The organism is Acinetobacter sp. Marseille-Q1623, from assembly GCF_902809895.1.
GTDB classification, from domain to species: Bacteria; Pseudomonadota; Gammaproteobacteria; order Pseudomonadales; family Moraxellaceae; genus Acinetobacter; species Acinetobacter piscicola_A.
The window spans coordinates 547,226-560,902 of sequence record NZ_CADDWG010000001.1 but is presented as its reverse complement, the minus strand read 5'-3'; the positions used below and the strand labels follow the sequence as shown (position 1 = coordinate 560,902).

The following is a 13,677-nucleotide window of genomic DNA, read 5'->3' as shown; positions in this document are numbered from 1 at the left end:
CTTTTCTAAATTCACAAATATTTCAAATTATTTCTATTCTAACTGATTCCAAGCTTTTCCCATACTTTTTGTATACGAGTTGCTGAAATTGGCATCTTGGTTTTCATCGGTTGAGAGAATAAAGAAATCCGTAACTCTTCCACCATAAAATACACATCTTTAACACGTGGATCCTGTTTAAACTTAAACAATTTATCCATCCACGGATCAACTTCTTTGATTGCAGCATCATCTCGACTAAGATTATTCGGCAAACGATCCAAACGCAATAACAATGCTTTTAAATAACGTGGATATTCTTGCCAAATGTCAGCTGATTTTGTATAGACAAAATTCGCCAAACTCATCAAATCGAGTTGATCTTCAATATCATCCATATTTTTGCCAAATACATCCTGATCCAGCATCAGCAACTGCTGACGAATCTGTTGCCACTGAATATAAATGTCACTGATCAGTTTCAATGCTTCCTGACCATGACTTAAAAATGACTTTTTCACATCTGCTGTTAATGTCGTAAATTCTTCTGCATTAATGGGTAACTTTTCAATACTCATTTGTAAGGTTGCATAGACCAACATTTGCTCAAGCTGAGCGCGATCACCCAGTGGGGAATAGGCAAGCGCTAAAGGTTTGGAAATTTGCTTTTTCAACTGACGAATCAAATCACCCAATTGCATATGAATCAGGCGAATTACACCCTCACGATGTTGTTTAATCGCTTCATCCTGATCATTAAAGGTTTGAATCACCACACCCGACTCATCTTTAGAATCAAGTTGGGCAAATACTTTGGTTGCCACAAGCGCCTGATATTGCTTCACCACCACACCTGTGACTTTTTGCGAGGCTTCAAACACAAACTGCTCAGGAAACGTTTTAAACTCACCTTTCAACTGTTTGACAGGACTATGGGTTTCAGTGCGACAACGTGCTTTCAACTCGTCAAGATCACGTCCTTTTTCAATCAATTTGCCTTTTTCATCAATCACTTTAATCAAAGGAATCAGGTATTGATCAATACGTTCAAACGAAAAATCTTTGGCAATAATTTGCTCGCCACGCAGTTGAAATGCTAAAAAGTCGAAAATATGCTCACGTAAATGCTGTGCATCTACCGCTTGCATCAATTTTTTTGCTGTATCAGGGATCGGCACCAAGTTACGGCGTTTATCTTTAGGCAAAGCTTTTAATAAGGCTTCGATTAAATCCTGACGCCATCCCGGAATTCCCCACGACCAAATATTTTCATCGACTTGTGGCAAGGCTTGTACAGGAATTTTGACTGTCGCCCCATCTTCATCATGACTTGGATCAAAACGGTAACTGGCTGCTAAACGTAACTGACCATTATGCAAGTAGTCAGGAAACTGTTGCGTCGTTGGACGATCATTCATCCATAAATCATCATCATCGACAAACAAATAACGTGGATTTTTTGGCTCTACTGTTGCACGCCAATCTTCAAAACTACGTCGACTGGCAATTTCAGCAGGTACTTTAGAAGCATAAAATTGATAAATGGTCTCTTCATCCACCACCAAATCACGGCGACGCAATTTGTCTTCAACGCGTTCAACTTCTTCAAGTTTCAGTAAATTGTGTTTTAAGAATGGCGGTGTCGTACCCAAATTTCCTGTGGTCAAAGCATCACGTAAGAAAATTTCATGTGCCGCAGGCTGATCCACCTTTTCATAGTTGGTGGCACGTTTTGGTTCAATGATTAAACCAAACAGTGAAATTTGATCATAAGCATTCACCACACCCGGTTTTTTTGCCCAATGTGGTTCAAAGTAATGATGTTTTAGCAAATTCGGTGCAGCCAGCAAGATCCATTCTGGCTCAATTTTTGCCAAAGTTCGCAGATAAACTTGTGAGGTTTCAACCATTTCAAATGCCATCACCCATGGGGTATTGGTCTTATGTAAAGTTGATGCAGGGAAAATACGTGCTTTTTGCTGACGTACTGCCATAAATGTATTACGTTCATCCGTTTTATTGGCAATAAAAGACAATAACCCGGTCAGCAACGCACGATGCAAATTCTCATAACTGGCTTTCTTTTCATTGAAAGACAATTTTAACCCTTGTGCTAAATCTAATAATTGCTCATGGGTTTTCTTCCATTCACGCAGACGCAACCAACTTAAAAAATGCTGTTTTGCAAAATTACGACGCTTATTTTCACTTAAATTTTCACGGTTCTCAGCCAATGTATTCCATAATTTGATATAGAATAAAAAGTCTGAATCCGCTTCTTTAAATAAGGCATGCTTTTGATCCGCTTGCATTTGCTTATCAGCAGGACGTTCTCTTGGATCTTGTACAGCAAGGGCGGCAACGATAATGAGGACTTCATTCAATACCCCAAAATGTGCACCACCTAAAATCATCCGAGCAAGACGTGGGTCAATTGGCATTTTTGCCATTTGCAAACCAATTTTGGTCAAATCATCTTTTTGTTCGTTATAAGCCCCCAACTCAATCAAAAGCTTACGACCATCATTCACTAAACGATGGTCAGGCGGCTCAATAAAATCAAAAGATTCAACTGAACCAAGCCCTAAACTTTGCATCTGTAAAATCACCGATGCCAAATTGGTTCGTTTAATTTCAGGCTCAGTAAATTCAGGACGACTTTGGAAGTCTTCCTCGCTATATAAACGAATACACACGCCCGGTGCAATACGACCACAACGCCCTTTACGTTGATTGGCAGCAGCTTGAGAAATTGCTTCAATCGGCAAGCGTTGCACTCGAGAACGATAGTTATAACGTGAAATACGTGCAAAACCGCTATCAATCACATAGCGAATATTGGGAACAGTTAAAGCCGTTTCTGCAACGTTGGTGGCGATAATAATGCGTCGTCCACCACCTGATGGATTAAAGATTTTTTGTTGTTCTGCCAAAGCCAATCGTGCATATAACGGCAAAATTTGGGTATGTTTAGGACCAAACTTATGCAACGTTTCCTGTAATTCCCGAATTTCTTGTTCGGTACTGGCAAAAATCAGAATATCGGCATGTTCAGGATGCCCTTTACTTTCCGCATCATGAAAGCACTCTTCTACCGCTGCAACGACCGCGCGAGGTAAATTTTCCTCAAAATCATCAAAATCATCATCATCACTACCGCCGATTGTCATTTCTGAAATTGGACGATAACGGACTTCTACAGGAAAACTACGCCCTTCAACTTCAAAAATCGGTGCATCATTAAAATACTGACTAAAACGATTGACGTCCAAAGTTGCAGAGGTAATGATAATTTTTAGATCAGGGCGTTTTTTTACAATGGTTTTTAAATAGCCCATGATGAAGTCAATATTGAGCGAACGCTCATGTGCTTCATCAATAATAATGGTGTCATATTTATTTAAATAACGGTCATTGGACAGTTCAGCCAACAAAATCCCATCCGTCATCAAACGAACGATTGAATCATTCGAGCCTTGTTCATTAAAACGGACTTTAAAAGAGATCGATTCACCAAGCTTTTGCCCGACTTCTTCTGCAATACGTTGTGACACACTTCGTGCAGCGAGTCGACGCGGTTGAGTATGACCAATCATACCTGTCAGGCCACGCCCGGCGAGCATCGCAATCTGAGGGAGCTGAGTGGTTTTCCCTGAACCTGTTTCCCCTGCCACAATGATGATTTGATTATTTTGAATCGCCTCGATCAATTTGTCTGCATATTGTGTAACAGGCAAATCTTGATTCAGTTTAATCGTCGGTAAACTCGCCAGTCGTTTTTTGACTTGCTGATTAGATTTTTCAAATAATTCTTGAAATTTTTCAGGATTCGCCTCTTTGCCTTTTTTCAGCCGACTTAAACGATGACGATCCCGAACCATGACCAATTGATCGACATTAAACTGATTTGGCACAGATAGATTTTCCTAAAGATAAATTTTGAACGAAACATTTTACGCTGTAAGCGTTTTGAATAAAAGATCAATTGAATTTGCTTTCAGATTTTAAATAAATAGAGAGCTACAAAAAGCCAATACAGATAAAAAAGCACAGTAGTCACAGCTAAAATAAAATGACCGCAAAGAAAAATACTGTCATACATCACTTGATAAAAAGGTGCTGTAAAAAACATATTCATTGGCATTGCAAGGCACACGAGTAAGAACACATTGATGACCAAAAACCAAATTTTAGTTTGAGTAAAACCGAGAAAAATAGCAAAAAATAGTCCGATGATTCCTGCAAAAACAAAAAGTAAAGGCTCATCTGATGTAAAGCCATTCAGTTGACTAAAATAGGTTACGCCTTCAACACCATAACCTGTTACACAAAAAGCGTTATCATAAACAAATGCGACAAAGGTACTCAGTGAAGCAATCATCAATATAGAAATAGCAAGAAAATGATATTTTTTCGCAGTCATTGCTCTATTCCCAATACGCTGAAATATTGATATATATCAAATTTAAAATCATAAAAATCAATTGACAAATTAGACATTCAAGCAACCAAACATTGTCACAATATTTTATACTGTCATGAATAATGAGATTGAGTGGAATCACCACCATACTTAAACAAAAGAATTGCAACAGGCACAATGTAGTCAATAATCTAATGAACCACGGACGAGAAAGTCTGAAAAAATATAAAGGAGAAAAGATCAAACCCAACAGTCCCGCAGCACCAAAAACTGCACCATCATCAATTTCAGAACCTTGAATTTCATGAAAGTGGGTCAAAACACCTTCTTCATAAAAGCTCATGACACACAGACCAGCATCTTCAACTTGCAAAGCACAATAACTAGCCAAATATAAGAAAACTAAAATGATGATTTTATAGGTATTAATTTCAAATATCTTTGTATTTTTAAAATTCATGAAAAACAAACACTAAACTTAAAATAAAAAAGAGTAATTCTCCAATCACCCACGCCAACAGCCAATAATTTTGACAATACACAATACTGTCATAGACCAAGCCAAAGACTGAAGGTGAATCGATCATACTACTCAGGAAAATCGTTTGCAGAAGAATCAGTGTGACAAAAAACAACAGATACCATCCCCGATGATAAGACCACAGTAAGGGGATCAAGAAAATCAATGCCGTCATGGCGCTCATATCAAATATATTCGGATCTTTGCTGATGCCCCCATTCAATTCGTCCAATGACCAAACGGTATTCTGCCCCATATATTCATACAGACAGAATGTACTGTTTCCTCCCAACATACATAATGCTGCGATCAGCAAAGCCAATACAGCAACAATGCGAATACTTTGATCAATGATCATTTTATACAATTTCATGCCAAACCATGAGCATCTTATCTGAATAAAATATATACACTAAAATATTTTTTATTTCTTTTTTGCAACCATCCCCTTGAAAAGTGCTGTCACTGGCTGCATGTTATTGAGATATTTAATTCGATTGTTTTGTCATTCAATTAACATATTTTTAATATATTAATCAGTATTGAAAATAGTTTTGTATGAACAAAATGATCTTTTGAAGAAATAGTTCTAGTGCTTGGTTAATTCGTTTTTTCCGATATTAACCATAAAAAAATACTATTTCCCCAATAAAGAAATATACTTTATGCTAATTCCATAAATTAGATACTCACTTCAATCATGGAGATAATGATGAGCTTAATTAATACTGAAGTTAAACCATTTAAAGCACAAGCGTTCCAAAACGGTCAATTCATCGAAGTTACAGAAGCTGATCTTAAAGGTAAATGGTCTGTAGTTTTCTTCTATCCAGCAGACTTCACTTTCGTTTGCCCAACTGAACTTGGCGACCTTGCTGACAACTATGCTGAATTCCAAAAATTAGGTGTTGAAATCTACTCAGTTTCTACTGACACTCACTTCACGCATAAAGCTTGGCATGATTCTTCTGAAGAAATCAAAAAAATTCAATACGTAATGGTTGGCGATCCTACTTGGACACTTGCTAAAAACTTCGAAGTATTAATCGAAGCTGATGGTCTTGCTGATCGTGGTACTTTCGTTATCGATCCAGAAGGAAAAATCCAAATCATCGAAATCAATGCTGGTGGTATTGGTCGTGATGCTTCTGAACTTCTTCGTAAAGTTAAAGCTGCTCAGTATGTACATACTCACCCAGGTGAAGTATGTCCTGCTAAATGGAAAGAAGGCGAAGCAACTCTTGCTCCTTCAATCGACTTAGTAGGTAAAATCTAATTTATTAGATCATACCGATTCAAAAAACCACGCTTTTAGCGTGGTTTTTTATTGAACTCAATCTATTTTGCACCATATATTAAAAGACAATCACCAAAATTTATTCTATCCAATCAGCTTTAAACTGTATAATTTTTACTCAAACCCCATTCAGCCAAAATACGGCGGTACATGGTAGAAGAACGATCTGCCTCAAAATGCGCCTCCATACTGATGTCTAAAGGTAACTCTTCAGGCTTTTGAGCTTCAACCATCTCTTGATCTTCAGCAAAAACCTGCGCATTAAAGTCATAAACTGCCTGTAAATCACCTGTTGTATCAAAATTACGGGTTAAAGGTACAAATAAACGTGTCTTATTATGCGATACAGGACAACACGCATTTAAAATTTTTAAAATACCGTGATGAGGAAAATGTACTGTTAATACTGCCGAAAATGGGGGATAAACATCAAAAATGCGTTCCCATAAAAAACCCTCAGGTGCTAAATGTTGCATGCCATGCGGATAATTACTCACATTACTCAAATAGTTCGTATGCAAACCATAGTCCGTCCTTTCGGTTGAATATTTAGGGACAACTTGATTTTCCCGATCAGCAAAAGCTTGATGATGTACCCAAGCAAAATGCGCAACATCAATAAAACCTTCCAACTGGCGTCCACTCGAACCTGCAATATCAACATATGGCGGTAAAATCGCTTGATGTCCTTCTGCTTCCCACGTATCTAGCACGGGGAAATTTGCCAAACTTTCATCACGCCCTAAAATACTGGTCCAAACCAAACCATATTTGATCACAACTGGAAATTTACTCAGTGAAAAACGTTCAGAAATCTTGGTGAGTTCAGGTTGAGCTGGAATTTTGATGCATTTTCCAGCTTCATCAAAATGTAAACCATGATAAGGACAAATAATCGTCTCGCCTTCGACCCAGCCTTTACTCAAAGGTACGCCACGATGAGGACAAATATCACGAATCAAATGAATCTGACCATTTTCAGTTTGATATAGCGCCAAATTCAGATCCAATAATGTCACTTGCTGCGGTTGCTGACTGACATCTTCCACGCGAGCCACAGGATACCAATGTTGCGCCAATATTGACCAATCTTGATCATTAAACTGGCTATGACAAGGTTTGTTCGGAAGTTGAATCATCGGAATGGCATTCATAAATTGGCTCTTTTAAAATGTACTGGTTCTATTGAGCAGTGTGGAATACATCCTTATTTTCGTCTATTAGAATGATTTATATGATTCATTCTAAAAATCAGAACACTCAGGCATTAAAATTGCTTAGTACTTGATGAGAAAGATTTATTTTAAGGAAAAATGATGGTACTGCCTTTTTCCCGCTTTACTGAATATTTTATGGTGGTTGCGCAAACAGGGAGCTTACGTAAAGCAGCCGATCAACTTTATATTTCTGTTTCCGCGGTACATCGACAAATCGTATTAGCTGAAGAAGAGTTAGGCATTGCATTGTTTGAACGCTTGCCGAATGGGCTTAAACTGACTTTGGCCGGAGAGCTTTTATTTGCGGATGTTTTAAATTGGCAAAAAGATTTTAAAATCACCCAAAAACGTTTAAATGAAATACAAGGCTTACAACGCGGTGCAATTGATTTTGGCATCATTTCAGCACTGAGTGACAGCTTTATCAGTACTGTCATCCATTCCATGCATCAACAATATCCGTGGATTAATTTCAATATTCATGTCATGGAAAGTGACCAAGTTGCGCATGCTGTCATGAATGCTGAGCTGGATTTTGGCATCATTCTTAATCCTAAACAGCAACATCAATTACAAATCAATAGTTTTATCGAATTACCCTTGGGATTTCTCATTCCCAAATCGCACCCTTTAGCCAACAAAGCCAAAATCTATTTTTCAGATACCTTGGAATGCACACATATTTTACCTGCTGCTCCCTTGATTATTCATGACTTAGTGGTTTCGTTATATAAAAAGCACGATTTTAATCCGCCCCATAAAATCCAATGTAACGATATTCGTATGATGATTTCTTTACTCAAACAAAATTTAGGCATCGGCATGATGAGTTATCTCGATGCTGATCCTTATATTGAACAAGGTGAATTTATATTTCGTCCCATCTCTGAAAATGGTCTACGCCTGATCACGGTTGCATTATGCGTTGCACCAAAACGGCAACTTTCCAAAATTTCTCAGATCATGATGAATCAAAGCATTGAACACATGGAAGTACTGAAATCGCACATGCAGCAGTATTTTCAACAATAAACCCAGCTTTCCTGACTCAACCCAAGCGCATAAATATTTAACTTTAGGTCTTTATGCATGAAATCAAAACATTCAATAACCTCATTTCAGATGATCCTTTTCTGACGTGAATACAGCATAATTTAAGGCATTGCTATGAAAGACGCTCCAAACACTGTTCATCAATCCGCAAAATATCCACGAGATATGATCGGTTATGCAGACCATCCTCCACACGCACAATGGCCCAACCAAGCTAAAATTGCGGTCCAATTTGTTCTCAACTATGAAGAAGGTGGGGAAAAACATATTTTGCATGGTGATGAAGGTTCAGAACAATTTTTATCTGAAATGAGTGGTGTAGAAAGCTACCCTACTCGCCATCTGTCAATGGATTCGATTTATGAATATGGTTCACGTGTTGGTTTTTGGCGTATTCAGCAAGAATTTGCCAAACGCAATCTGCCATTAACAATTTTTGCTGTTGCTATGGCTTTACAACGTAACCCTCGTGTGGTCGAAACCATTAAACAGCACCAATATGATGTTGTTTCACATGGACTACGTTGGCTACATTATCAAAATATTGATATCCAAACTGAACAAGCCCATATGGCTGAAGCGATGCAAATTTTAACGGAACTATTTGGCGAAATGCCCACAGGTTGGTATACAGGTCGTGACAGTCCCAATACACGTCAATTATTGGCTGAATATCATCATATTCAATATGATAGTGATTATTATGGTGATGACTTGCCTTTTTGGACAACACTCTGTGATCAACAAGGGCGCACTCGTCCACACCTGATTATTCCCTATACTTTAGATAGCAATGACATGAAATTTGCTTCACCGACAGGTTTTAATCGCAGTGAAGATTTTTTTGAATATTTAAAAGATGCTTTTGATGTTTTATATGCAGAAGGTGCAACGCATCCGAAAATGCTATCGATCGGAATGCATTGTCGGATTTTAGGTCGCCCTGCCCGTTTTAAAGCCTTACAAAAGTTTTTAGACTATATCCAAAGTCATGAACATGTCTGGATTTGTACTCGGCAAGAGATTGCAGAACATTGGTATCAATATCATCCATATTCAGCCGATGCTACAGATGAATGAACTTAGGCTCGAAATAAAAATACCGACTTCAAGACGTGTGCTTGAAATCGGTATTTTTTTGCAATAAATCATTTGAAACATGCCGATATACAACTTTATAACATGTATTAAACCGTGTTCAAAAATGATGAGCGAGTACAGATAAACGGGGGATGATTTAAGAACCTACTTGTTCAATATTTGTAATGCCTCAATATCTACTACATCTACTGCCCAATACGGTTGTGATAATGAATGAATATCACAATTTTGTCCTGTCCCAATTCGATCAACGACCAAAAAATCACTTGGGCACTCCAACGTCATCAAAGGATGATGCCAAACACCGACATGATAATTCACACCTTGCTGCCCATTACTGATAAATGCCTGAATCTGTTGTTCATTAGGTTGATTATCATTTAAACAGGGGGCAACAACCAAAATAAATGGCTGTTGATGCAAAGGAATAAATGCCTGTGAACCTAAAGGATGCCTTTCCAACATTTTAACTTGAAAAGGAAGCTGGGTGACGTGTAAATTGCGGAAAATACTCATGCCAACCTCAGCATTTTCTCCAACTATTTTTGCCAATGCCAAAGCATGATAGCGCTCGGTTAAACCTTGATTGATTGGAAAAAAATCATTTCCTTGGATCTCAATCACATCACCAAATTGCGCAAATTTTTCTTGAGTTAAGCGCTGTATTATGATTTGCTTTTCAATCATCTGCCTTTGCTCTTTCATTTTATTTTCAATCACTTTAGAAATAAGGTGATCCATGCACAAAAAATCAGGACTGAACCCTTCCCCATAAACGAATACGACTAATTCCACCATCAGGAATCATATTGACCCGAATATAATTTACTTTTTCCTGCTGTAAAATTTCGGTACTAAACTCCGCCACACAATCCATACTTAACGGTTGTTGTTCAAGTAAAAATGACCAAAACATACTTTGTGGGACCAATTGCGCATCCGTTGCATCTTCGACATAAGCGGCTTGAATCGAACAAAATGCGGGGAAATTGCCTTTAAAATGTGCGGTATCAATATCAATTTTTTCAACTTGTCCTGCTTGCCCCAAAGCAATAATGCACCAATCAAATCCAGGAGCTCTACGTCGTTTGGTTTCCCAACCATCTCCCATATTTAATCCAGCTTCAGGGCTGAGTAAATTATTCGGATGCCCAAAATGCGCATCACTAAAGGCCACGATTCGTCCTCCATTTTTCAGCCCGATCAAATCAATTTGTTGTGTCACATCTACATGCTCCATCACCACGCTGCCGTACACTTTTAAACGTGCAATTCCCCCATCAGGAAAAATATTGAGCCGAATATGAGTGATTTTATGTGGCACACAATCAAAAAAATGATGCTGATCAGGCGATAAATTTGAGTTTTCTAATAAGACAATCCATTTTGCACCTTCGAGCTCACCATCAGGTGCATAACAGCCTTCAATTGATGCCGAAGCTGGATAGTTGCCTGTAAAAAATGAAGTATCGATATCAAAACCTGACACCATCCCCGACACACCTAAACGGACGATACACCAGTCATAACCTGCTTCTCGTTTGCGTCGTGTTTCCCAACCATCCATCCATTTACCATGCGCATCGTATTTCCCCTCAATAAATTGCGGCAATGCACTGTGTAACATTCTTTCTGCTTGCGCAAAAAACTCATCAGAACAACTGACAATGGTTGCACCAATACGCTCATCGGCAAGATTAGTGAGCGTTTGTAAATGCGTAGGTAAAGTAATCGCTTTTGCAATATGCACAGTCATAGGTCAGTCCTAAACGTTATTTTTATTCTGTTATGCAAAATCTAGTCCAACTGGTCTGACCTGTTATAAAAATGTATTTTTTATCGTGCCCATCAATACTGATTTAAATTTTGTGTAGAATAATCATGCTTTTTAAATTTTAGGCTAAATGTATGATAAATCCACACGCCATGCTCAATGGAAAAACATCTCAGGTCACTGAGCAAGCTGTGGAGCTTATTCACCAACGTATACAACAAGGGATTTACCCTATAGGCGCTGCACTGCCTGCTCAACGTGAACTTGCAACTCAGTTTGGCATCAGTCGTGCCTCATTACGAGAAGCTTTAACGCGTTTAGCCGCTTTAGGTTTATTAGAAATCAAAGCAGGTAAAGGGGTCTATGTGATTGCTCAGCATAGTCAAGTGGCTGAACAATGGGATCTTGAATATCCTGTTTCACTCAAAGATTTTTATCAATTACGCTATATTCTCGAAAGTTTTTGTGCGTTACTTGCTTGTGAATATTTAACTGAGCAAGACAAAGCGACACTTCAGCAATATGAGCAACGACTTGAAGCGTCTATTCATGAGAAAAATTGGCACGCAGCATCTGAATATGACTATGCTTTTCATCAATATATTATTGAGTTAAGTCATAACCAGACCATTATTCAAACCCTTAAATTACACATCGATCACATTAAAAAAAGTCAAATTTTACCGTTTACTCAAGCCAATTTAGCTTTTAAAACCATTCAAGAACATAAGTTGATTTTACAAGCCTTATGTCAACAAGATGGTTTAGCTGCTGAAAAAGCCATGCGAGCACATATTATTGGTGCAGCTCAAAGAGCAGGTGTATATTTTTCACGCTACGACAACACAATATAATCCGCAATTACTCAATTCACCTCATTCCCTAAAACATGCACTTTTTTGCTTCAAAATTTGAGCAATAAGTCCATATTTCAAATTTTCTGCTTCGTCATAAGGCAATTTTACTGGTAAGACCAGTAAAACCAGTGATTAAAAATTGGCACGCTTCTCGCTTAATACTGTTTAGAAATTTTGATAATGATTGAAGGTCTAAATAATGGAAATTGCGATTATTGGTGCAGGAATGGGCGGTTTAACCGCAGGTATTGCCTTAAAAAAATTTGGGCATCAAGTCACTATTTATGAACAAGCCGCAGAAATTTTACCTGTTGGTGCTGCGATTTCACTTTGGTCTAATGGGGTGAAATGCCTCAATTATTTGGGTTTAACCGATCAAATTCAGGCCTTAGGTGGGCAAATGGATACACTTGCCTATGTGGATGGACTGAGTCAAAAAACCATGACTCAATTTAGTTTAACACCGCTATATCAAGAAGTTGGACAACGTGCCTATCCTGTGGCTAGAGCCGATTTACAACATTTACTGATGCAACATTTTGGGCTTGCTGACATTCAGCTTGGAATGAAAATGACAGATATTTCCTCCCATCCCGACCATGTCAATATTCATTTTCAAGATGGTACAGAGATCACAGCCGACTTACTCATTGGTGCAGATGGTACACATTCACTCACACGTCAATTTGTCCTAGGCCACCAAGTTGAGCGTCGCTACGCAGGATATGTCAATTGGAATGGACTAGTTGAGATTAATGAAAATATTGCCCCTGCCACACAATGGACGACATTTATTGGCGAAGGAAAGCGTGTCTCTCTCATGCCTGTAGCACAAAATCGTTTTTATTTCTTCTTTGATGTTCCTCTTGAACTTGGACAACCCAATCAGCGTGAAGCATACAAACAAGATTTAAAAAAATATTTTTCTGAATGGTGTGAACCTGTACAAACATTGATTGATCATTTAGATGAACAAAAAACCAATCGTGTCGAAATCCATGATATCGAACCTTTTATGAATTTCTATAAAGATCGTGTCGTACTCCTCGGTGATGCAGCTCACAGCACAACACCTGATATTGGTCAAGGAGGTTGCCAAGCGATGGAAGATGCGATTTATCTCGCACGTGCCCTACAAATCAATACCTTTGGACTGGAAGATACTTTGGCTCGTTATCAGAATAAACGTAATGATCGTACAAAAGAAATGGTTTTAAGAGCACGTAAACGCTGTGATGTTACCCACATGAAAGACCCAGCAATAACCCAAGAATGGTATCAATCTTTATATCAAGAACAAGGCAATCATATTATGCAGGGTATTATCAGCAATATTGTGGGTAATCCACTCGATTGATTCATCATTCTACCGATCTTAAAAATCAATGATCACTCAAAATGGCATAGTCATTGCATATTTAAAATATCTGGTCTGACCTGTCAGACATTAAAATAA

General features: G+C 38.2%; 12 protein-coding genes. 5 read left to right on the top strand and 7 right to left on the bottom strand.

The window, feature by feature from the left end; genetic code table 11:
- Positions 1-38: 38 nt before the first annotated feature.
- From hrpA to HUV91_RS02595, 4 genes are all read right to left on the bottom strand, one after another.
- Complete coding sequence (gene hrpA, locus HUV91_RS02610; RefSeq protein ID WP_416377014.1) at positions 39-3,860, bottom strand: ATP-dependent RNA helicase HrpA; 3,822 nt, start codon at positions 3,858-3,860, stop codon at positions 39-41.
- 116 nt (positions 3,861-3,976) lie between these two features.
- On the bottom strand, positions 3,977-4,402 hold the full coding sequence (locus HUV91_RS02605; RefSeq protein WP_174492438.1) for a hypothetical protein: 426 nt from the start codon (positions 4,400-4,402) through the stop codon (positions 3,977-3,979).
- 4 nt (positions 4,403-4,406) lie between these two features.
- Complete coding sequence (locus HUV91_RS02600) at positions 4,407-4,862, bottom strand: hypothetical protein (RefSeq protein ID WP_174492437.1); 456 nt, start codon at positions 4,860-4,862, stop codon at positions 4,407-4,409.
- Entirely contained in the window at positions 4,852-5,295 is a 444-nt protein-coding gene (locus HUV91_RS02595; RefSeq protein WP_174492436.1) for a hypothetical protein, read from the bottom strand. Before HUV91_RS02595 ends, HUV91_RS02600 begins: the two co-directional genes overlap by 11 nt.
- A gap of 339 nt (positions 5,296-5,634) precedes the next feature.
- Here HUV91_RS02595 and ahpC point away from each other — a divergent pair, with 339 nt between their 5' ends.
- Positions 5,635-6,198 (top strand): alkyl hydroperoxide reductase subunit C, encoded by a 564-nt coding sequence (gene ahpC, locus HUV91_RS02590; protein ID WP_174492435.1) that lies wholly within the window; start codon positions 5,635-5,637, stop codon positions 6,196-6,198.
- 119 nt (positions 6,199-6,317) lie between these two features.
- On the opposite strand, the gene HUV91_RS02585 is transcribed toward ahpC, so the two are convergent.
- On the bottom strand, positions 6,318-7,373 hold the full coding sequence (locus tag HUV91_RS02585) for an aromatic ring-hydroxylating oxygenase subunit alpha (protein WP_174492434.1): 1,056 nt from the start codon (positions 7,371-7,373) through the stop codon (positions 6,318-6,320).
- 162 nt (positions 7,374-7,535) lie between these two features.
- Between HUV91_RS02585 and HUV91_RS02580 the strand changes: the two genes are divergently transcribed.
- Both HUV91_RS02580 and puuE read left to right on the top strand, forming a co-directional pair.
- Positions 7,536-8,468, top strand: coding sequence for a LysR family transcriptional regulator (locus HUV91_RS02580; protein ID WP_174492433.1), 933 nt, complete (start codon positions 7,536-7,538; stop codon positions 8,466-8,468).
- Between the two features lie 135 nt (positions 8,469-8,603).
- Positions 8,604-9,569: an allantoinase PuuE gene (gene puuE / locus HUV91_RS02575; RefSeq protein WP_174492432.1), complete on the top strand. Its 966-nt coding sequence runs from the start codon at positions 8,604-8,606 to the stop codon at positions 9,567-9,569.
- Between the two features lie 165 nt (positions 9,570-9,734).
- Here puuE and HUV91_RS02570 read toward each other — a convergent pair whose 3' ends face one another.
- Both HUV91_RS02570 and alc read right to left on the bottom strand, forming a co-directional pair.
- The gene (locus tag HUV91_RS02570) at positions 9,735-10,277 is read right to left on the bottom strand and encodes an ureidoglycolate lyase (protein WP_174492431.1); all 543 of its coding nucleotides are present in this window, start codon (positions 10,275-10,277) and stop codon (positions 9,735-9,737) included.
- Positions 10,278-10,341: 64 nt separating this feature from the next.
- Entirely contained in the window at positions 10,342-11,346 is a 1,005-nt protein-coding gene (alc, locus tag HUV91_RS02565; RefSeq protein ID WP_174492430.1) for an allantoicase, read from the bottom strand.
- A gap of 155 nt (positions 11,347-11,501) precedes the next feature.
- Here alc and HUV91_RS02560 point away from each other — a divergent pair, with 155 nt between their 5' ends.
- Together HUV91_RS02560 and hpxO are read left to right on the top strand one after the other, a co-directional pair.
- On the top strand, positions 11,502-12,218 hold the full coding sequence (locus HUV91_RS02560) for a FadR/GntR family transcriptional regulator (RefSeq protein ID WP_174493575.1): 717 nt from the start codon (positions 11,502-11,504) through the stop codon (positions 12,216-12,218).
- Between the two features lie 202 nt (positions 12,219-12,420).
- Positions 12,421-13,578, top strand: a complete 1,158-nt coding sequence (gene hpxO / locus HUV91_RS02555; RefSeq protein WP_174492429.1) for an FAD-dependent urate hydroxylase HpxO — start codon at positions 12,421-12,423, stop codon at positions 13,576-13,578.
- Positions 13,579-13,677 lie beyond the last annotated feature (99 nt).